The 19812-nt window shown below is 67.5% G+C and carries 18 protein-coding genes; 14 read left to right on the top strand and 4 right to left on the bottom strand.

The features are described from left to right. Positions 1–149: 149 nt before the first annotated feature. Complete coding sequence (locus F7Q96_RS08905) at positions 150–1127, bottom strand: Bug family tripartite tricarboxylate transporter substrate binding protein (protein WP_053823766.1); 978 nt, start codon at positions 1125–1127, stop codon at positions 150–152. Between the two features lie 39 nt (positions 1128–1166). Then, positions 1167–2321, bottom strand: coding sequence for an acyl-CoA dehydrogenase family protein (locus F7Q96_RS08910; RefSeq protein ID WP_053823767.1), 1155 nt, complete (start codon positions 2319–2321; stop codon positions 1167–1169). Between the two features lie 229 nt (positions 2322–2550). Here F7Q96_RS08910 and F7Q96_RS08915 point away from each other — a divergent pair, with 229 nt between their 5' ends. From F7Q96_RS08915 to pcaD, 7 genes are all read left to right on the top strand, one after another. Further along, positions 2551–3336, top strand: a complete 786-nt coding sequence (locus tag F7Q96_RS08915) for an IclR family transcriptional regulator (protein ID WP_053823768.1) — start codon at positions 2551–2553, stop codon at positions 3334–3336. Further along, positions 3333–4244 (top strand): IclR family transcriptional regulator, encoded by a 912-nt coding sequence (locus F7Q96_RS08920; RefSeq protein ID WP_226995058.1) that lies wholly within the window; start codon positions 3333–3335, stop codon positions 4242–4244. The genes F7Q96_RS08915 and F7Q96_RS08920 overlap by 4 nt, the downstream gene beginning before the upstream one ends. A gap of 300 nt (positions 4245–4544) precedes the next feature. Continuing rightward, entirely contained in the window at positions 4545–5888 is a 1344-nt protein-coding gene (locus F7Q96_RS08925) for a short-chain fatty acid transporter (RefSeq protein ID WP_053823769.1), read from the top strand. Between the two features lie 55 nt (positions 5889–5943). Beyond that, positions 5944–6240, top strand: a complete 297-nt coding sequence (locus tag F7Q96_RS08930; RefSeq protein WP_053824597.1) for a YciI family protein — start codon at positions 5944–5946, stop codon at positions 6238–6240. Positions 6241–6318: 78 nt separating this feature from the next. Then, complete coding sequence (locus F7Q96_RS08935) at positions 6319–7374, top strand: cyclase family protein (RefSeq protein ID WP_053823770.1); 1056 nt, start codon at positions 6319–6321, stop codon at positions 7372–7374. Positions 7375–7419: 45 nt separating this feature from the next. Beyond that, the gene (gene catC, locus F7Q96_RS08940) at positions 7420–7704 is read left to right on the top strand and encodes a muconolactone Delta-isomerase (protein WP_006576472.1); all 285 of its coding nucleotides are present in this window, start codon (positions 7420–7422) and stop codon (positions 7702–7704) included. 138 nt (positions 7705–7842) lie between these two features. Further along, complete coding sequence (gene pcaD, locus F7Q96_RS08945; protein ID WP_006576473.1) at positions 7843–8625, top strand: 3-oxoadipate enol-lactonase; 783 nt, start codon at positions 7843–7845, stop codon at positions 8623–8625. Between the two features lie 107 nt (positions 8626–8732). Here the strand turns inward: pcaD and F7Q96_RS08950 are convergent, their stop codons facing one another. Both F7Q96_RS08950 and F7Q96_RS08955 read right to left on the bottom strand, forming a co-directional pair. After that, positions 8733–9656 (bottom strand): tripartite tricarboxylate transporter substrate binding protein, encoded by a 924-nt coding sequence (locus F7Q96_RS08950; protein WP_170265857.1) that lies wholly within the window; start codon positions 9654–9656, stop codon positions 8733–8735. Between the two features lie 158 nt (positions 9657–9814). Then, positions 9815–11995: a DUF6351 family protein gene (locus F7Q96_RS08955; protein WP_144425940.1), complete on the bottom strand. Its 2181-nt coding sequence runs from the start codon at positions 11993–11995 to the stop codon at positions 9815–9817. Positions 11996–12384: 389 nt separating this feature from the next. Here F7Q96_RS08955 and tcuA point away from each other — a divergent pair, with 389 nt between their 5' ends. The 7 genes from tcuA to F7Q96_RS08990 are packed head-to-tail and all read left to right on the top strand — an operon-like array spanning position 12385 to position 19802. Next, a complete protein-coding gene (gene tcuA / locus F7Q96_RS08960) occupies positions 12385–13827 on the top strand; it encodes an FAD-dependent tricarballylate dehydrogenase TcuA (protein ID WP_053823773.1) in 1443 nt (480 codons plus the stop codon). Next, positions 13814–14986 (top strand): tricarballylate utilization 4Fe-4S protein TcuB, encoded by a 1173-nt coding sequence (gene tcuB, locus F7Q96_RS08965; RefSeq protein WP_053823774.1) that lies wholly within the window; start codon positions 13814–13816, stop codon positions 14984–14986. The genes tcuA and tcuB overlap by 14 nt, the downstream gene beginning before the upstream one ends. Positions 14987–15018: 32 nt before the next feature. After that, positions 15019–15807: a class II aldolase/adducin family protein gene (locus tag F7Q96_RS08970; RefSeq protein WP_053823775.1), complete on the top strand. Its 789-nt coding sequence runs from the start codon at positions 15019–15021 to the stop codon at positions 15805–15807. A 45-nt stretch (positions 15808–15852) separates the two neighbouring features. Further along, positions 15853–16830 carry a Bug family tripartite tricarboxylate transporter substrate binding protein gene (locus tag F7Q96_RS08975; RefSeq protein ID WP_244959181.1) on the top strand — a complete coding sequence of 326 codons (978 nt, stop codon included), beginning with the start codon at positions 15853–15855 and terminating at the stop codon, positions 16828–16830. A gap of 34 nt (positions 16831–16864) precedes the next feature. Further along, a complete protein-coding gene (locus F7Q96_RS08980) occupies positions 16865–17758 on the top strand; it encodes an amidohydrolase family protein (RefSeq protein ID WP_053823776.1) in 894 nt (297 codons plus the stop codon). 30 nt (positions 17759–17788) lie between these two features. Beyond that, positions 17789–18769, top strand: coding sequence for a Bug family tripartite tricarboxylate transporter substrate binding protein (locus tag F7Q96_RS08985; protein ID WP_053823777.1), 981 nt, complete (start codon positions 17789–17791; stop codon positions 18767–18769). 25 nt (positions 18770–18794) lie between these two features. After that, positions 18795–19802: a D-2-hydroxyacid dehydrogenase gene (locus F7Q96_RS08990; protein ID WP_151022502.1), complete on the top strand. Its 1008-nt coding sequence runs from the start codon at positions 18795–18797 to the stop codon at positions 19800–19802. Positions 19803–19812 lie beyond the last annotated feature (10 nt).

Below are 19812 nucleotides of genomic sequence, written 5' to 3' on the forward strand. Positions count from 1 at the left end.
GATGGGGCCGCAGGCGCAACGCTCCGCGCGGTTGGCGGTCCCCGCTGGATGACGGTCTGGCCGCGCAACGCGGCCAGTTGCCTGGCGTCACAGGGCGGCCCGCGTCATGCATAGTCGGTGCTTGTCAGCGATGTTGCCGTCAATCGGCATCAATCGAGCCGTGTGCCGGTCGCCTTGACTTGCGCGGCCCACCAGGCCGTCTCGCTGCGGATCTGCGCGGCAAACGCCTCGGGGCTGTTGCCGACCGGTTCCGCGCCGAGTTCGATCACGCGCTTGCGCATTTCCGGCGTGGCGAGGATGCGGGCGCAGGCCTCGTGCAGCTTCGTGATGACGGGCTTGGGCGTGCCGGCCGGCGCCATCAGACCCTTCCATGCGGTGACCAGATAGCCCTTGACGCCGGCCTCGTCGAACGTCGGCACATCGGGCAGCGCGGCGGCGCGCTTGTCGCTGGCGACCGCGATCGGCCGCAGCTTGCCGCCTTGCACCTGGGCCAGCAGCGCCGGCATGTTGTCGATCATCAGGTCGATATGGCCGGCCATCAGGTCGGCGACCGCCGGGCCGCTGCCCTTGTACGGCACGTGCTGCATCTTCAGCCCGGCGGTGCGGTTCAGCAGTTCGCCGCCAAGATGCGCGACGGTGCCGTTGCCCGGCGAGCCGAACGACAGCTTGCCCGGATGGCTGCGCGCATAGGCCAGGAACTCGGACAGGTTGCGCACCGGCAACTGCGCCTTCACCGCCATCAGGTTGTGCTCGCGCGCCAGCACCGTGATCGGAGCGAGATCGCGCGCCGGATCGAACGGCATCTTGCTGTACAGGCTCGGATTGATCACCGTCGGTCCGGCGGCGGCCAGCAGCAGCGTGTGGCCGTCCGGCGCCGCGCGGGCGACGCTCTCGCCGGCGATATTGCCGCCGGCACCGGGCTTGTTCTCGACCACCACCACCTGGCCCAGTTCGCTCTTCAGGCGATCGGCGAGCAGGCGCGCCAGGATATCGGACGAACCGCCCGGTGCGAACGGCACCACCAGCCGGATCGGCTTGCTGGGGTAGGGCGCTTCGGCGCGCGCGGCGCCGACGAGCGTGGCGGCGCCGACCGCCAGCGCCATCGTGGCGACAAGGGTCTTGAACATGGTGTCTCCTGTTGTGTTTTATCGGCTGCGGCGCGAAGGTCAGGCGCCGGCCTGCGCCAGCGTGCGCTTGGCGATATTGAGCTGGTGGATCTGGCTGGTGCCCTCGTACAGGCGGAACAGCCGCACGTCGCGATAGAAGCGTTCGATGCCGTAGTCGGCGATATAGCCGTAGCCGCCGAACATCTGCACGCAGCGGTCGGCAACGCGCCCGCACATCTCCGAGGCGAAGTACTTGCAGATCGATGCCTGCATCGTCACGTCCTCGCCGCGGTCGCGCTGGCGCGCAGTCTCGAGCACCAGCGCGCGGGCCGCGTGGATCTCGGTCTGGCAGTCGGCGATCATCGCCTGCACCAGCTGGAAGCTCGACAAGGGTTCGCCGAACTGCTTGCGCGTGCTGACGAAGCGGATCGCATCGTCGAGCATGCGGATGGCCGGGCCGATGCACAGCGCCGACAGATGAATGCGCTGCTTGTTCAGCACCTTCATCGCCGTACGGAAGCCCTGTCCTTCGACCCCGCCGATCAGATTCGCGGCTGGCACGCGGCAATTCTCGAAATGCACCTCGGACACCGGCGAGCCTTCCTGGCCCATCTTGCGGTAGGCCGGCCCGGTGCTCAGGCCAGGCGTATCGCGCTCGACCAGGAAGGCCGAGATGCCGGAGGCGCCGGTGGTATCGGGATCGGTGCGCGCCATCACCGTGAACAGGCCCGCGATCGGCGCATTGGTGATGAAGCATTTGGTGCCGTTGATCACATAGTGGTCGCCCTCGCGGCGCGCCGACGTGGTCAGCGCCGTCGCGTCCGACCCGGCCTCGGGCTCGGTCAGCGCGAACGAGCCGGTGATCTCGCCGCTGGCCAGGCGCGGCAGATAGCGCTGCTTCTGCTCGGGCGTGCCGTCGGCGACCAGCGCTTCCGAGCCGATGCCGGTATTGGTACCGACACGCGCGCGGAAGGCCACCGAGCATTGCGACAGTTCGATCGCGGCCAGCACCAGCTCCTCGGTCGTCATGCCGGCGCCGCCATAGGCCTCCGGAATCGAAAAGCCGAACAGCCCGATGTCGGCCATCTCTTCGACCAGGTCGGCCGGCACTTCGTCGCGCGATGCCACCTCGGCCTCGCGCGGCACCAGGCGCTGCTGCACGAAGCGGCGCAGTTGCGCCAGGAATGCGGGATAGGTGTCGGGGTCTCGGATCATCGCTACGGCTTCCTGTTTCGGTTGGCGGTGGACCGCGGGACATGCCCGTGGATCGGCATCGGATGGAGAGGCAGCGTAGCAATGGCGGGCGAAATAGTGGATCGTTGTTTCGCTATCTTGAACAAGCGGGCGCCGTGACGGCGGCCGGGCGCGTTATGATCGATGCCAGCGAGGCGCTGCGCGCGGCGTGCCGCCTCTGGCTTTCATGCATCTCGAACCGCCGCCTCCAATGGCCTCTCGCCCCCATCATCCCGATCCAGCGTTCGCCACTACGCTCGCGCACGGGCTGTCGCTGCTGCAGTGCTTCGGCATTGGCGACAGCGTGCTCAGCAACAAGGAACTGGCCGAGCGCACCGGCCTGTCGCCGGCGACGGTCAGCCGGCTGACCTACACGCTGGCCGCACGCGGCCTGCTGCGCTATGACGCGCAACTGCGCCGCTACCGGCTCGGATCGACCACGCTGGCACTGGGCTACCCGCTGCTGGCCACGCTTCGCGTCCGCCAATTGGCGCGGCCGCTGATGAAGCAGCTGGCCGACGAGATCGATGGATCCGTGTCGCTGGGCCTGCGCGACCGCACGCAGATGGTCTATGTCGAGACGAGCCGCGGCCACGATGCGCTGGCGTTTCGGCCGGATATCGGTGCGACGCTGCCGATGCTGCTCACGGCGATCGGCCGAGCCTGGCTGTGCCATGTATCACCGCACGAGAGCGGACCGGTACTGACGGCATTGCGCAAGGCCGACCCGGCGCAGTTCCGGCGTCAGGCGCCTTCGCTCGAACACGCACGGCAGGAGATCGCCGAGTTCGGTTTCTGCACCTCACGCGGCGAATGGCAGAGCGATATTCACGCGGTGGCGGCGCCGCTGCCGACGCGTATCGATGGCGAGGTCATGGTGTTCAACTGCGGCGTGTTGGGCGGGCGGATGACGCCGCGCAAGCTCGAGCGGCAGATGGGGCCGCGCTTGCTGAAGATGGTGGGCAAGGTCGAGGCCGCATTGAGGAAGAGCCGATGACGCGTTCCGACTCGCGCTCCGACTCGCGCGCCGACTCGCGCGCCGACTCGCGCGCCGACTCGCGCTCCGGTTCACATCCCGGTTCGCGCCCTGGTTCCCGGGCCAGCACCGCCCAGTCTCGGCCGCGTTCGAGCGAGCCGGCCGACAAGGACCGGCAGTTCGCCACGACGCTGGCCAACGGCGTCGACATCCTGCTGGCCTTCGACAGCGGCGATGCGATGCTCGGCAATCGCGATTTCGCCGAGCGTACCGGGCTGTCGAAGACCACCGTGGCCCGCTTGACGCATACGCTGACGGCGCTGGGCTATCTGCGCCACGACACCGTGCTGCGCAAATACCGGCTCGGTGCGGCGGTGCTGTCGATGGGTTATCCGCTGCTGGCCAGCATGCATCTGCGTCAGCTGGCGCGGCCAATGATGAAGGCGCTGGCCGACCGGCTGTGCGGCGCCGTGTCGCTGGGCATCCGCGACCGCACGCAGATGATCTATGTCGAGACCGCGCGCTCGACAGACAGCCTGATCGTGACGCCGGAGATCGGCGCCGCGCTGCCGATGCTGACCACCGCCATCGGCCGCGCCTGGCTGTGCCGCGCGCCGGCGAACGAACGCGATGCGGTGCTCAACCGGCTGCGGCTGCAGGATCCGAAAGCCTTTGCCTACGCCCAACCGCGGCTGGCGGACGCTCGCCGCGATCTGGAGCGGCAAGGGTACTGCTCGAACCGCGCCGAATGGCGGCCCGAAGTCTACGGCTTCGCGGTGCCGATGTGCCAGCCGGTCGGCTCGCAGCTGTTCGTGCTGAACTGCGGCGTGCCGGTCGGGCAGGGCAGCTTCGCGGCGATCGAGAAGCAGGCCGGGCCGCAGTTGCGGGCGTTGATGCTCGATATCGAACGAATGCTGGGGTTGCGATAGGCCGCAACGAATTCCGTTTCGTGGTCGGGCCTGCTGCAGCGCGGCAAGCGTGGGCTTTCAAATGGGCATGGCCGGGGCGCCGGGCACCGCGTTTTTATTCTGCATCGCAGCAATGACGCAGCGGATCTGTGATGGCCGCGTTATTGCGGAATCCGATTCAATAAGCCCATTCATTGACTTGACCTTGCGCAAACACGCCTCTACGATCGCCTCCCTATAGCCAATGTGTTCGTATGTAGAACGTTAGTTCGAAATGCGGCAATTCGAGATGCCATTGGGCATGTTTTTGGGAGACAGATCTTGAGCAAGGTCGCCGGGTTCTTTACCGAACTGATGCGCCGGTATTTGCCGGACCCCTTCGTTTTCGCCATCGGACTGACGCTGCTCAGCATGGCGATGGCCATGCTGGTGCAAGGACAGGCCGCGCCGGCGGTGATCCTCGAATGGGGCAAGGGCTTCTGGAACCTGCTGGCGTTCACCACGCAGATGGCGGTGATCCTGGCGATGGGCTACGTGCTGGCCACGGCGCCGCTGGTCGACCGTTTTCTCGATCGCATCGTCGAACGCGTGGCCACGCCGCGCGGCGCGGTGATCGTCGCCACGCTGGTCGGCGGCATCGGCAGCTACCTGAACTGGGGCTTCGGGCTGGTGATCGGCGGCATCGTCGCGCGCAAGCTCGCGTTGAAGGTCAAGGGCGTCCACTATCCGCTGATCATCGCGGCGGCGTACAGCGGCTTCACGCTGTACGGCCTCGGCCTGTCGGCCAGCATTCCGGTGCTGATCTCCACGCCGGGCCATCCGATGGAAAAGCTGATGGGCGTGATCGCGCTGAAGGACACGATCTTCTCGACGCCGATGCTGCTGACCAGCCTGGCGGTGATCATCACGCTGCCGCTGCTCAACGCGATGCTGCACCCGCGCGACCCCAAGGACGTCACCGAAATCAACGTCGAAGCCGAAACGCGCGGGGAGCAGGGCGGCGCAGCCGGCGGCCACAGCATGGGGCTGGAGAACACGCTGGCCACGCGGATGAACAACAGCCGGCTGCTGAGCCTGGTGATCGGTGTCTGCGGGCTGGCTTATGCGGGGCTGTATTTCACGCAGGGCGGCACGCTGGACCTGAATCTGATCAACTTCCTGATCCTGTTCATCGGCGTGCTGCTGCTCGGCACGCCGGCCAACTACGTGGCCAGGCTGAACGAGGGCATCAAGACGATTTCGGGCATCATCCTGCAGTATCCGTTCTATGCCGGCATCATGGCGGTGATGGCCGGATCGGGCCTGGTCGACACGATCTCGCGCGTGTTCGTCGATATCGCGACGCCGCAGACGCTGCCGTTCTGGGGCCTGGTCAGCTCGTTCTTCATCAACTTCTTCGCGCCGTCGGGCGGCGGGCACTGGGTCATCCAGGGTCCGTTCATGATCGATGCGGCCAAGGCCATCGGCAGTTCGGTCGCGCAGACCTCGATGTCGGTGATGCTGGGCAACGCCTGGAACGACCTGGTGCAGCCGTTCTGGATTCTGCCGGCGCTGGCGCTGTCGAAGCTGAAGCTCAAGGACGTGATGGGCTACACCGTGATCATGATGTTCTGGGTCGGCCTGATCTACATCGTCGCCCTGCTGGCGTGGGGCGCGCAGATCTGACGATCCCCGGTTGATCATCGATCAACGCTTTCCCGACAACAACACAGGAGACACCATGCCGTACATCATCGAGACGTTCGACAAGCCCGACCACCAGCACGTGCGCAAGGCCCAGCGGCCGGCGCATCTGGACTTTCTCGAAGCCAACAAGTCGCTGCTGCTCGCCTGCGGCGCCAAGCTGAACGACGATGGCAGCGATGCCGGCGGCGGTGTCTATATCGTCGATGTCGATAGCCGCGAGGCCGCGCAGGCGCTGATCGAGGCCGATCCGTTCCACAAGGCGGGCCTGTTCGCCGAAGTGCGGATCACGCGCTGGCGCAAGGCCTATCTCGACGGCGTCTGCTGTCTCTGACATCCCGATCGATCGGACCGCGCGGGCCGGCGCATCGGCGCTGGCACCGCGGCGCGTCCGTGCCGGAGGCTATCCCCGATGCGATGGAAACAACGACCGGAAGGCTCCAACTGGGGCGATTTCGGCCCGGACGACCAGCTCGGCCGTCTGAATCTGATCACCGCGGACAAGGTCCGCGCCGCCGCGCAGGAGATTCGCAGCGGCCGCACGTTCTGCCTGTCGCTGCCCCTCGATCTGCCGGGCGGCAATGCGCTGAACGTGCGCCGGCATCCGCCGGTGCTGCGGCCAACCTATCGCGACGACATTCCCTACGTCAATTTCCCGCTGGCCAAGGTCGACGCCAATGCGCTCGACGTGCTCAGCGACGACCAGGTGCTGCTGTCCTTGCAGTATTCGACGCAATGGGATTCACTGGCCCATGTCGGCGCGCTGTTCGATGCCGACGGCGACGGCGTGGCCGAACGCGTCTACTACAACGGCTTCCGGCCCAACGCCGAGATCGTCGGACCGGTGGACTATGCCGAGGCCGACGATTTCGCCGCGCATCCGTGCGGACATGACCACAGCCACGCCGACGCGCTCGGCATCGAGACACTGGCCGTACATGGTGTGCAGGGCCGCGGCGTGCTGGTCGATCTGGCCGAGCACTTCGGCCGCGAGTTCCGCACCGTCGGCTACGACGACCTGATGCGCGTGATGGACGCCGATCGGGTCGCCGTCGAGACCGGCGACATCCTGGTGCTGCGCACCGGCTTCGCCGAGATGGTGCTGGAGATGGGCGGCAGGCCCGATGCGCATGCGCTGCATCACAGCTGCTGCGCGCTCGACGGCCGCGACGAGCGGCTGCTGCAATGGATCACCGAGGCGGGCATCGCCGCGCTGGCCGCCGACAACTACGCGGTCGAACGCTTCCCGGCACGGCCGCCGGAGCCGGGGCAGCGGGCGGTGCCGATGCTGCCGCTGCATCATCACTGCCTGTTCAAGCTCGGCCTGCCGCTGGGCGAGCTGTGGTATCTGCGCGAGCTTGCCGCCTGCCTGCGCGCCGAGCGGCGCTCGCGCTTTTTCCTGACTGCGCCGCCGTTGCGCCTGCCCGGCGCGATGGGCTCGCCCGTGACGCCGATCGCCACGGTATGACCTCGCTTACCCCATTCACCGTACTGCCACAACAAGGAGATCGCCATGCTGTTCATGGTTGAAATGACCGTCCGCATTCCCCAATCTGCCGACCCGCAAGCCGTCGAAAAGCTCAAGGCCGACGAGAAGGCGCTGTCGCAACAGCTGCAGCGCGAAGGCAAGTGGCGCCACCTGTGGCGCGTGGTGGGCCAGTACGCCAACGTCAGCATCTTCGACGTCAAGGACAACGACGAGCTGCACACGCTGCTGACCTCGCTGCCGCTGTATCCGTTCATGGAGATGAAGGTCACGCCGCTGGCGCAGCACGGTTCCGCGATCGCGCAGAATTGATGCCTGTGCCGCTCCGCGCGGCGCATGCCGCGCCGCGCGGGGCATCGATCGATCCTCGTCCCGAGTACTGCCGAGCACTACCCGGTACCGGCGAGGATCGCTGAGTACCGCCGTCAACCGCTGAGAACCGCTTCCGCCATGCCCTTCGCCGACCTTTCCGACGTCCGCCTCCACTACCAGCTCGATGGCGACCCGAGCCTGCCGGTGCTCGTGCTGTCCAATTCGCTGGGCACCAACTTCGATATGTGGCAGCCGCAGATCGCGGCCTTCACGCAGCATTTCCGCGTGCTGCGCTACGACACGCGCGGCCACGGCCGCTCGTCGGTGCCTGCCGGCCCCTATACGGTCGCCCAGCTCGGTGGCGACGTGATCGCGCTGCTCGATGCGCTGCGCATCGAGCGCGCGCATTTCTGTGGGCTGTCGATGGGGGGCATCACGGGCATGTGGCTGGGCCTGAACCACGCGAAGCGGCTCGGCAAGCTGGTGCTGTGCAATACCGCGGCCTACATCGGCCCGCCGGAGAACTGGACCAACCGCGCCGCGGCGGTCGAGCGCGATGGCGTGGGATCGATCGCGGCCGCGGTCGTCGACCGGTGGCTGACCCCGGACTTCGCCGCCGCGCATCCGGAGCTGGTGCAGCAATTGCGCGCCATGCTGAGCGCGACGGACGCGGCGGGCTATGCCGCCAATTGCCGCGCGATCCGCGACAACGACCTGCGCGCCGAGATCCATCGGATCGCGGTGCCGACGCTGGTGATCGCAGGCTCCGGCGATATTCCGACGCCGCCGGCCGATGGCCGCTATATGGCCGAGACGATTCCGGGCGCGTCCTATGTCGAACTGGAGGCGGCCCACCTGTCGAATCTGCAGCAGGTGGAGCGCTTCACGCAGGCGGTCGTCGATTTTCTGACCGCGGCCTGAGCGTAACGGGGGTACGGCGCCGACGGTTCACCGTCGTCCCCGCGAAGGCGGGGACTCGGTGGCTTCAGCGGCCGCCGGCGCCGCGTTCGTAGTGGCGACGGGCAGGCTCAGTCGACCTTCGCGCCGGAACGCTTGACCACCGTCGACCATTTGCGGATCTCGCTGTCGACAAACCGCGCGGTCTGCTCCGGCGACATCGGCATCGGCTCCGAGCCGCGGTCGACGATGAACTTCTGCAGCTCCGGCGATTGCAGCGCCTTCACCGTTTCCGCATTGAGCTGCGACACGATGGCCGGCGGCGTGCCGGCCGGCGCCATCAGCACCGCCCAACCCAGTGCCTCGAAGTCGGGCACGCCTTGCTCCTGCACGGTCGGCACGTTCGGCAGCTGCGGCACGCGCTTGCCCGCGGTCACGGCCAGCGGCACGGCCTTCTTCGACTGGATCAGCGGCAAGGCCGCGGTGATCGAGTCGACCATCACCGGAATCTGGTTGCCGAGGAAGTCCGCCTGCGCGGGGCCGCTACCCTTGTACGGGATATGGACCATGAAGATGCCGGCGCGCGCCTTCAGCATCTCGGCGGACAGATGCTGCGTGCCGCCGATGCCGGCGCTCGCGTAGCTGAGCTTGCCCGGCGCCGCCTTGGCCTTGCCGACCAGATCGCGCAGCGACGTGATGCCCGACGCGGGCGTCGACAGGAACACCAGCGGCACCGAGAACACGCCCGAAATCGCCTGGAAATCGCGGCGCGGATCGTAGCCGATCGACGCGTACAGCGTCTGGTTGATTGCCATCGCGCTGCCGGCCATCACCAGCGTATAGCCGTCGGGCGCGGCGCGAGCAGCCAGTTCCATGCCGATATTGCTGCCGGCGCCCGCACGGTTTTCCACCACCACCGACTGCCCAAGCTGCTTGCCGAGCCGCTCGCCGAGCGCCCGCGCAAAGATGTCGGTCGCCTGACCGGGCGGAAAGGGCACGATCAGCTTGATCGGGCGTTCAGGGTAGGCGGCGTGTGCCGCGGCGGCGGTCGCCATCAAGGCAATCGCCGCCAGGCACGTGATGCGTGGCTTCAAGGTTGTCTCCTTCCAACAGTGTCGAGTTAGGGCACGGGATGCCAGGTGCCGACGATAGCACCCCGTGCCTCATTTCACCATCGAAAGGACCCACAAGAGCCACAAGCCGTCCGCCAGCCCTACGACTTCGTCATATCGAACACCAGATTCACCGGCGACGGGCCGAACGATCCGTTCGGCACCACGCCCGTCTGGTTGACCCCAGGCTTGGTCCAGTCGCAGACGCCGGTCGGGAAGATCGCGCGCAGACGGTTCAGCTGGTCGGGCGTGAGCGGCACGCTGTAGTCGGCGGGATTGACGGGCTTCAACGCGCATTTCATCACGTCGGCCGAGACCGGGCCGCCGGCGGCGATGCGGGGCGCGGTCCACGATGGGAACAGCGAATTGCAGGTCGTGTCCGGCGTGCTGCTCAAGGTCTGCGGCTCGGCGACGAAATCGGTCTGGGACCGCCAGCAGCCGTCGACTGCGTTCTGGGGCTTGTGAGCGACCACCCGTTGCTTCTGCGAGGCCGGCGACTTGTCGTCCTTGTAGGCCGCGACCCAGCGGATGAAGGTGTCCCACGCGTTATCGGCCGGCACCGGGTTGCCGCGCCACATCACGTGGTTGGCGGTATCGCCGTTGGCCTTCAGCATCCGTTCGCGCTGCGCGAAATGGAACCACTGGTAGTGGTAGGCCGTGTCCTCGTTATAGGTCCCGGTCACGTCGAACACGGGAATCGTGGCCAGGCCGCCGTTGCCGCCCAGTTGCAGGCCGGATTGCTGTGCGCGCAGGATCGCGCCGAGATCGCCGAGCGAGCGGGCCGGAACGTAGTTCGCATCCTGGTCGTAGCCGCCCACCTTCTCGTTCAGGTCGAGGAACTGATCGACGGTGATCGCGCCGCCGTTCAGCGCCGCCAGCCCGTATTGCACGCCGACATTGTCGAACGGACGCAGCGCGAAGCCGGTGGCCTTGTCGATGCCGTAGATATTCCTGGCGGCGTCGTAGACGGTCGGGCGCGCACCGGTCGGGTTATTGACCGGGTGATAGCGCAGCTCCTGCGGCACGGCGGGATTGAAGACGCCCGAGTTGTAGCCGGGGAAGTCCTGCCGTGCCGGCACCGGATCGGTACGTCCGGCCTGATTGGCGGCATCCTCGAAGGCCTTGCGGCTCTTGTAGCCGGTGACCGCGGCGATCTGCGCATCCGTCAGCGCGTTCGGATTGCCCATCAGGTAATGCGTGATCAGGTGACCATCCGAGCCCGACAGCGCGATCGACAGCGGGTCGGGGAAGGTACAGGCGATCAGCACGCCGTCGAACAGGCCGGGAATGCGGTCGGCGGGCTGCGAGCTGCCGTAGGACCCACCCGAGCAGCCGGCGCTGACGGTAAAGACCGGCACGCCGAAGGTCTCGATCACGGCCTCCTTGGACATCATCGCCGCCTCGCTGGCCAGCACCGCGTTGCAGTTGTTCGACGCGTGCTGCAGCGTATTGGCGAACGTGGCGTAGCCCTCGCCGAGCCGCCTGACATTGAGCAGCGTGAAGTCGAAGCCGGCCACCGAAATATTGCCCTGCGCCGCGCCCTGGATGTACCAGCCGCCGGGACAGCCGAAGCCCTCGACCGCGATCAGCCGCTTGTTCCACGCCTTCGGCGGTTTCAGCGGGGTGGGGGCCGGCTCCCTGGTGGGATCGTGCAGCACCGCGTTCTGATAGATGCCGCGATTGACCGTGCCGGTTTCCACGCGTACCACGAACGGCACGGTCTGGCCATCCAGCGTGGTCGTGCTGGCGACATCGGCGGGCAGCGACGTCGTGCTCGGCATCGGCACCAGCGCGCCGCCGGTGTTCTTCTGGTAGAGGTAATGCACGCGCGTGGCCACGCTGCAATTGGCATCGAGCGGCGGACCGAGGCGCGAGCCGTCCGGCAGCACGAAGCTTTCGGTCTGGCAGATAAACGGCGTTTGCCACGGCCCCGAAATCACCGGCCCGGTGATCGGGTAGTTGGTCATCTTCAGCGTGGCCGTTTCGCGGCCGATCTTGGCCGTCAGCGTATTGTCGCCATCGCGCAGACCGGTCACGACGGCCTGCAGGTGGCGAAGGTCGTCCAGCAGCGGACGGAATTCCCGTGTGATGTCGTTGCCGTTGAGCTCGATCCGCAGCGGGCGGCGGTCCAGCTTGATCTGGCGCGGCACGGTGATATCGATCAACGCGTTGCCGCCGGTCACGTGGTCGGGGGAGGAGGAAAGCAGCTGGATGGTCGGTGCCGCTTCGGGGCCGTCGTCATCGTCGTGGCCGCCGCCGCATGCCGTCAGGGCCGCAAGCATGGCGCATGCGAGCGCCATCCTGGGCCATCGCCGTAGGATGTTCATGTCGTCGACTCCTCTTTCATGGTGAGTCGTGGAGGGTTGCAAGCCGCTCGGGGCTTGCGCCGACATGCATGCGTACGACGAGCTTAGTGTCCGGTCCCGCCAAATACAATGTCGAGGAAAGCTGACCAACAGCGGATATCCGGGACGGTACATGGCGCTCCCGCACCCCCGAGCCCGGATGCGAGACGGCCGCCAGTGCCTTCCCGCCGCACCCTTCACGAATCGTGAAGCCCCCATTCCGTCCGGCGCCTTAGCAGGGCCGCAAGGTATCGGTACAGTCGCGTCAAACATCGACAAGACCGAACCGTGCCTTTCTTCCCCATGCCCTCGTTCGAGGACGCCGCATGATCGACGTCCTGGTCATTGGCGGCGGCAACGCCGCCCTGTGCGCCGCGCTGATGGCGCGCGAAGCCGGCGCATCCGTGCTGCTGCTCGAGGCCGCGCCGCGCGAATGGCGTGGCGGCAATTCGCAGCACACGCGCAATCTGCGCTGCATGCACGACGCACCGCAGGACGTGCTCGTCGACGCCTATCCCGAAGAGGAGTACTGGCAGGACCTGCTGAAGGTGACCGGCGGCATCACCGACGAGCACCTGGCCCGCCTGGTGATCCGCGCGTCGTCGAACTGCCGCGACTGGATGCGCCGCCATGGCGTCCGCTTCCAGCCGCCGCTGTCGGGCGCGCTGCATGTCGCGCGCACCAATGCCTTCTTCATGGGCGGCGGCAAGGCGCTGGTCAATGCCTACTACCGCAGCGCGGAGAGGCTCGGCGTGCAGATCCGCTACGAGGCGCCGGTCGACGCGATCGAGCTCGACGGCGACCGCTTCGTTGCCGCTCGCATTGGCAGCGAGCGCATCCAGGCGCGCGCCTGCGTGCTCGCGGCCGGCGGCTTCGAATCGAACCGCGAGTGGCTGCGCGAGGCCTGGGGCCAGAACGAGCGGGGCGAATGGCCCGCCGACAATTTCCTGATCCGCGGCACGCGCTTCAATCAGGGCGTGCTGCTCAAGTACATGATCGACGCCGGCGCGGACGCCATCGGCGATCCGTCGCAATCGCACTGCGTGGCGATCGACGCGCGGGCGCCGCTGTACGACGGCGGCATCTGCACGCGCATCGACTGCGTGTCGCTGGGCGTGGTGCTCAACGCCAACGCCGAGCGCTTCTACGACGAAGGCGAGGACTTCTGGCCCAAGCGCTATGCGATCTGGGGCCGCCTGGTGGCGCAGCAGCCCGGGCAGATCGGCTACTCGATCATCGATGCGAAGGCGATCGGGCGCTTCATGCCGCCGGTCTTTCCCGGCGTCACGGCCCGCACGCTGCCGGAGCTGGCGCGCAAGCTCGGGCTCGACGAGGCGACCTTCATGCGCACCGTCGGCGACTACAACGCGGCCTGCCGCGTCGGCACCTTCGACCATACGGTGCTCGACGACTGCCATACCGAGGGCCTGACGCCAGCGAAAACGCATTGGGCCCGCCCGATCGACACGCCGCCGTTCTACGGCTATGCGCTGCGGCCGGGCATCACGTTTACCTATCTCGGCCTGAAGGTCGACGACAAGGCCGCGGTGCACTTCGGCGGCAAGCCGAGCCCCAATCTGTTCGTGGCCGGCGAAATGATGGCCGGCAACGTGCTCGGCAAGGGCTATACCGCCGGCGTCGGCATGTCGATCGGCACCGCGTTCGGCCGCATCGCCGGCACGCAGGCCGCGCAGGCCGCCGCCGCGCAACGGGGCGCCGCCGCGCCGGTTCGTACCGAATCTCTGGAACAGCAACATGCAACATCTTGAAGCGCTGACGCGCGAGGCGGCGGCGTTGGCGCAGGCCGCGCTGCCGCTGACCGCCGACGAACACGAAGTCGCGCGAACGCTGCAGATCTGCAATGCCTGCCGCTATTGCGAGGGCTTCTGCGCGGTGTTCCCGGCGATGACCCGCCGGCTGGAATTCGGCAAGGCCGACATCCACTATCTGTCGAACCTGTGCCACAACTGCGGCGCCTGCTTCCATGCGTGCCAGTACGCGCCGCCGCACGAGTTCGCGGTCAATATTCCGCAGGCGATGGCCAAGGTCCGTGTGCAGACCTATGGCGACTACGCGTTTCCGGCCGCGCTGGGCGGCTTGTATCGCCGCGCCGGGCTGGCCACGTCATTGGCGCTGGCCGCGGGCCTCGCGCTGTTCCTGCTGATGGCGGTGGCGATGGGCGGCGGCCTGTGGCACGCGCCGATGGCCGGCAATTTCTACGCGATCTTTCCGCACAACCTGCTCGCGGCGATGTTCGGCCTCGTCTTCCTGTTCGCAATCCTCGCGCTCGGCGTGGGCGTGACGCGGTTCTGGCGGCAGGTCTCACCGGGCACGCGGCCGGGAGAATCACGCGCGGCGGCTGCCACCGGCGCCGCCGGCGACGCGCTGCGCCTGCGCTATCTCGACGGCGGCCATGGCGAGGGCTGCAACAACGAGGACGACGCCTTCACGCTGGCGCGCCGGCGCTTCCACCATTTCACCTTCTACGGCTTCATGCTGTGCTTTGCGGCGACGACGGTGGCGACCTTCTACCACTATGCGCTGGGCCTGCATGCGCCGTATGCGTATACCAGCCTGCCGGTGGTGCTCGGCACGCTGGGCGGCATCGGCCTGCTGATCGGCCCGGCCGGACTGCTGTGGTTGAATCTGCGCCGCGATCCGCGCACTGGCGATCCGGACCAGCGTCCGATGGACCGCGGCTTCATCGCGCTGCTGTTCCTGACCAGCGCAAGCGGCCTGGCGTTGCTGGCCTGGCGCGATACCGGCGCGATGGCGGCGCTGCTGGCGGTCCATCTGGGCATCGTGATGGCGCTGTTCCTGACGCTGCCGTATGGCAAGTTCGCGCACGGCATCTATCGCAGCGCCGCGCTGCTGAAATGGCATATCGAAAAACGCCGGCCCAGCGATCTGGCCCTGGGGTCGGACTGATTCCGGCGAACGAACACAAGGAGAGAGAGACCATGACCAAACCTGGCGTGTTGAACATCCCGTCGATGCGCGACCGTTGCAGCGAAGCCGAATGGCAGGCCCGCGTCGATCTGGCGGCCTGCTACCGGCTGGTGGAGCTCTACGGCATGGCCGACATGATGGCCAACCATATCTCGGTGCGCGTGCCCGACGAGGAGAACGCCTTCCTGATCAACGCCTACGGCATGATGTACGAGGAGATCACGGCATCGAGCCTGATCAAGGTCGATCACGACGGCAACATCCTGTCCAGGCCCGATTTCGGCGCGTTGAACTACGGCATCAACAAAGCAGGGTATGTGATTCACAGCGCCGTGCACGAGGCGCGTCCCGAAGTCGCCTGCGTGATCCACACCCACAGCTGGGCGTCGATGGCGGTATCGGCGCTGGAATGCGGGCTGCTGCCGATCACGCAGACCGCGATGCGCTTCCTGAAGATCGGCTACCACGACTACCAGGGCGTGGTGCTCGATACCGCCGAGCAGGCCTCGCTGATCGAGGACCTGGGCAACAGCGAGGCGCTGATCCTGCGCAATCACGGCGCGCTGACCGTCGGCAATACCGTCGGCGAGGCCTTCAACTGGATGCACCGGCTCGAACTGGCCTGCCGCGCGCAGATCGGTGCGATGTCGTGCAACACGCCGCTGCGGCAAGTCGGTCAGGACGTGCTCGAGGCCACCTGGAACAACTATCAACCCGGCACGCGGCGCCCCTATGGCGTGATGGAGTGGCCGGCGCTGCTGCGCAAGCTCGACCGGATCGATCCGAGCTACCGCGACTGAGCGCGGCGCACCCCACAAGAACAACTTCGCAGGATGGAGACCACGATGAACCGCAGACGCCTGCTGGCGCAGATGCTGGCGCTTGGCGCCGCCCCGATGGTGATGCGCGCCGCGCGTGCGCAGTCGCTGCCCAACAAGCCGGTGACCCTGGTCGTGCCGTTTGCGCCCGGCGGCAATCTGGACGTCGTCGCGCGCGCGATCGCGCCGGCGCTGGAGCAGGGCCTGGGCCGCAACGTGATCGTCGACAACCGGCCCGGCGCCGGCGGCGTGATCGGCGCCACGCTGGTGTCGCGGGCCGAGCCCGACGGCAGCACGCTGCTGGTCACCACGCCCAACGCGATCGTGGTGCTGCCGCGGATGACGAAAACCAGCTTCAAGCTGGCCAGCTTCCATCCGGTCGGCCTGGTGTCGACCACCGCGCTGGTGGTGGTGGTCAAGGGCGACGACAAGCGCTTCCGCGATATCCAGTCGCTGCTGGCGTACGCGAAGAGCAATGCGGGCAAGCTTGCCGCCGGCCATGCCGGTCCGGGCACGACCAACCATATGGCGATGCTGCAACTGGAAGACGCGGCCGGCATCCGCCTCAATCAGGTGCCGTACAAGGGATCGGCGCCGGCGCTGGTCGACCTGATGGGCGGGCAGATCGACATGGTGGTGGACCAGCTGACCAGCTCGGCCCCGCATATCCAGTCCGGTGCGCTGCGCGCGCTGGCCGTGATGTCGCGCGAGCGCGATGGGGCCTTGCCCAAGGTGCCGACGCTGCGCGAGGCGGGCCTGGCCAACTTCGAAGCGACCACCGCGACCGGACTGCTGGCGCCGGCGGGCACGCCGGCCGGGGTGGTCGACGCCATCAACGCTGCGCTGCGCAAGGCGCTGGCCGAAGGGGCGGTGAAGAGCCGGCTGCTGACGGTCGGAAGCGTGGCCCATCCATCGTCGCCGCAGGAACTGTCGACGTTGCTGCAGCGGGAGGACGTGCGTGCCCAGACGCTGGCGTCCGCCGGCCGGCTGAAGGCTGCCGAATGAGCGCCCGCATCCATCCGTATTCAGAGCTGCTGTCATGACACGCCCCTGCCTTCCTGCCCTTGAACGCATCACGCCGCCGGTCTTCCGGGCGCCGCCCGGCGCCTGTGACAGCCACGCCCATGTCTTCGGCCCGTTCGAGCGCTTTCCCCTGGCTGACGATCGCAGCTATACGCCGGCGGCCTGTCCGGCCGAGGCGTTCATCGCGCATCTCGATGCGCTGGGCCTGACGCGGGGCGTGCTGGTGACCGCCAGCGCCAGCGGCACCGGTCCCGGCAACGCCGTGGTCCTCGACGCGCTGCGGCGCTATCCGGCGCGGCTGCGCGGCATCGCCGTGCCGGCCGCCGATACCACCGAAGAGGAGCTCGACACCTGGCACGAAGCCGGCGTACGGGGCGTGCGGATCAATCTGTATCGGGTCGATGGCCATGCGGTGTACCGCAACGGCGTCGGCATCGACGTGCTCGAGGCGATGGCGCCGCGCCTGCGCGAACGCGGCTGGCACGCGCAGATCTGGATTCACGCGCCGGACCTGGTCGAACTCGGCCCGCGGCTGAAGGCGCTTCGCCTGCCGCTGGTGGTCGACCACATGGGCCGCATGTCGACCGCGCGCGGGGTCGGCGATCCCGGCTTCCAGACCCTGTGCGCGATGCTCGCCGACGGCGTGGCGTGGACCAAGATCTCCGGCGCCGATCGGCTCAATCCCGGCGGTGCGCCTTACCGCGAGGTCGACCCGTTCGCCACGGCGTTGCTGAAGGCCAATCCCGACCAGGTGGTCTGGGGCTCCGACTGGCCGCACATCAATTACTTCGAACCGCACCTGATGCCTGACGACGGCGTGCTGTTCAACCTGCTGGCGCGCTGGCTGCCCGACGCCGCGGCGCGCGAACGCGTGCTGGTCGCCAATCCGGCGCGGCTTTACGGCTTCTAGGCCCACACAACAAGCAACGAGGAGACAACGATGTTCCGTTTCACCAAACCGATGGTCCGCGCCGTCGTGCCAGCGATGATCGCCGCCACCGCGGTCCTGGCCCCGCAGGTCCATGCGGCCGGCTATCCCGCCAAGCCGGTGCGCGTGGTGGTGGCCTTCACCCCGGGCGGCACCACCGACATCCTGGCGCGCAATGTCAGCCAGCAGCTGGCGCAGCGTTTCAAGCAGTCGTTCGTCGTCGACAACCGTCCCGGCGCCGGCGGCAATATCGGCACGGAATTCGTCGTCCGCGCGCCGGCGGACGGCTATACGCTGCTGGTGAATTCGGTCGGGCCGATCTCGATCAACCAGACGTTGTACAAGCGGCTGAGCTATGACCCGCTGACCGATCTGGTGCCGGTCGTGCAGATCGCCGATGTGCCGAACGTGCTGGTGGTCCATCCCTCGTTGCCGGTCAAGAACCTGGAAGAGTTCGTCGCCTACCTGAAGGCCAATCCCGGCAAGCTCAACTACAGCTCGACCGGCGTCGGCACGTCGTCGCATCTGTCGGGCTTCATGCTGACCGAGCGGGTCGGCGCGCCGGCCACGCATATTCCCTACAAGGGCGCCGATGCGCTGAACGACCTGCTGTCCGCCCGCGTGCAGTTCATGTTCGCGACCATCCCGTCCGTGATCTCGCATATCCAGAGCGGCAAGCTGCGGGCGCTCGCGGTGACCAGCGCCAGGCGTTCGCGCTCGCTGCCCGACCTGCCGACGGTCGCGGAGAAGGGCTTCCCCGGCTTCGAGGCCGGCTCGTGGTTCGGCTTCTTTGCGCCCAAGGGCACGCCGCAGGACGTCGTGATGAAGATCAACCAGGCGGTCAACGAGGTGCTGCCGTCGCTTCAGGCACAGATGATCCGTGAGGGCGCCGATCCGGTCGGCGGCTCGCCGCAGCAGTTCGGCAAGTTCACGCGCGCCGAATACGAGAAGTGGAAGGCCGTCGTGCGCGCCTCGGGCGCTTCGGTAGACTGACGCCCTGGCTGGATATCTCGACACCATGACCGTTTCCTCGCGTCCCGCGCCCTTGCGCATCCTGTTGTCCGAGCCGGCCCTGCGGGCCCATGGCGACGCCATCGCCGCGGTGCTGCAGGACCGTCCGTGGACCGCGGTGCTGGCGCCCGCCATCGACGATACCCGCGCGATCGATGCCGATATTGCGTTCGTCTCGCGCGACGTCACCGGCCTGTCGACCAAGCACGAGGTATTGCCGTCGACGCAGCGCTTCTATACCGCGCTGCTGGAAGCGCCGTCGCTGCGCTGGACCCATGTGCATTCCGCCGGCGCCGACCGCCCGGTCTATGTTCAGTTGCGCGAACGGGGGGTCAAGGTCACCACGTCATCGGGGGCCAATGCCAGCGTGGTGGCGCAGACCGCGCTGGCCGGGTTGCTGGCGCTGGCTCGACATTTCCCGCGGATGCTGGCGGCGCAGCGCGAACGGCAATGGGCGCCGCTGATTGCGACCGGCATGCCGCGCGATCTGCATGGACGGACGGCGACCATCGTCGGCTGGGGACCGATCGGCCAGCAGATCGGCGCGGTGCTGCACGCGCTAGGCATGCGCGTGGTGGCGGTGCGGCAACGTCCCGACTCCGCCGGCCCGGACTATCAGACCGTGACATACCGGACGCTGGGCGAGGTGCTGCCGCGCACCGACTGGCTGGTGCTGGCATGTCCATTGACCGAAGACACCCGCGGCCTGATCGGCGCCGAAGCGCTGACCCGGCTGCCGCAGGGCGCGCACCTCGTCAACGTCGCACGCGGCGAAGTCGTCGACGAGCCGGCCCTGATCGCGGCGCTGCGCGAGGGCAGCCTGGCCGGCGCCTATCTCGATGTGTTCGCCCACGAGCCCCTGCCAACGGATTCGCCGCTGTGGGACATGCCCAACGTCATCGTGACGCCACACAGCGCCGGCTTCTCCGATGGCAACGCGGCCAGGGTCGTCGATATCTTTCTTGGCAAGCTGCGCGCCTGGGCAGTGCACGGCGATCCCGACGCCCGGCTTTAGCCGCGCTGCG

Origin of the sequence: Cupriavidus gilardii (assembly GCF_008801915.1) — a bacterium.
Taxonomy (GTDB): Bacteria; Pseudomonadota; Gammaproteobacteria; order Burkholderiales; family Burkholderiaceae; genus Cupriavidus; species Cupriavidus gilardii.

Excerpts from the sequence above, each read along its gene's own strand:
- F7Q96_RS08905 (WP_053823766.1), bottom strand. The coding sequence starts at position 1,127 with ATGTTCAAGACCCTTGTCGCCACGATGGCGCTGGCGGTCGGCGCCGCC.
- F7Q96_RS08910 (WP_053823767.1), bottom strand. The coding sequence starts at position 2,321 with ATGATCCGAGACCCCGACACCTATCCCGCATTCCTGGCGCAACTGCGC.
- F7Q96_RS08915 (WP_053823768.1), top strand. The coding sequence starts at position 2,551 with ATGGCCTCTCGCCCCCATCATCCCGATCCAGCGTTCGCCACTACGCTC.
- F7Q96_RS08920 (WP_226995058.1), top strand. The coding sequence starts at position 3,333 with ATGACGCGTTCCGACTCGCGCTCCGACTCGCGCGCCGACTCGCGCGCC.
- F7Q96_RS08930 (WP_053824597.1), top strand. The coding sequence starts at position 5,944 with ATGCCGTACATCATCGAGACGTTCGACAAGCCCGACCACCAGCACGTG.
- F7Q96_RS08935 (WP_053823770.1), top strand. The coding sequence starts at position 6,319 with ATGCGATGGAAACAACGACCGGAAGGCTCCAACTGGGGCGATTTCGGC.
- catC (WP_006576472.1), top strand. The coding sequence starts at position 7,420 with ATGCTGTTCATGGTTGAAATGACCGTCCGCATTCCCCAATCTGCCGAC.
- pcaD (WP_006576473.1), top strand. The coding sequence starts at position 7,843 with ATGCCCTTCGCCGACCTTTCCGACGTCCGCCTCCACTACCAGCTCGAT.
- F7Q96_RS08950 (WP_170265857.1), bottom strand. The coding sequence starts at position 9,656 with ATGGCGACCGCCGCCGCGGCACACGCCGCCTACCCTGAACGCCCGATC.
- F7Q96_RS08955 (WP_144425940.1), bottom strand. The coding sequence starts at position 11,995 with ATGCTTGCGGCCCTGACGGCATGCGGCGGCGGCCACGACGATGACGAC.
- tcuA (WP_053823773.1), top strand. The coding sequence starts at position 12,385 with ATGATCGACGTCCTGGTCATTGGCGGCGGCAACGCCGCCCTGTGCGCC.
- tcuB (WP_053823774.1), top strand. The coding sequence starts at position 13,814 with ATGCAACATCTTGAAGCGCTGACGCGCGAGGCGGCGGCGTTGGCGCAG.
- F7Q96_RS08970 (WP_053823775.1), top strand. The coding sequence starts at position 15,019 with ATGACCAAACCTGGCGTGTTGAACATCCCGTCGATGCGCGACCGTTGC.
- F7Q96_RS08975 (WP_244959181.1), top strand. The coding sequence starts at position 15,853 with ATGAACCGCAGACGCCTGCTGGCGCAGATGCTGGCGCTTGGCGCCGCC.
- F7Q96_RS08980 (WP_053823776.1), top strand. The coding sequence starts at position 16,865 with ATGACACGCCCCTGCCTTCCTGCCCTTGAACGCATCACGCCGCCGGTC.
- F7Q96_RS08985 (WP_053823777.1), top strand. The coding sequence starts at position 17,789 with ATGTTCCGTTTCACCAAACCGATGGTCCGCGCCGTCGTGCCAGCGATG.
- F7Q96_RS08990 (WP_151022502.1), top strand. The coding sequence starts at position 18,795 with ATGACCGTTTCCTCGCGTCCCGCGCCCTTGCGCATCCTGTTGTCCGAG.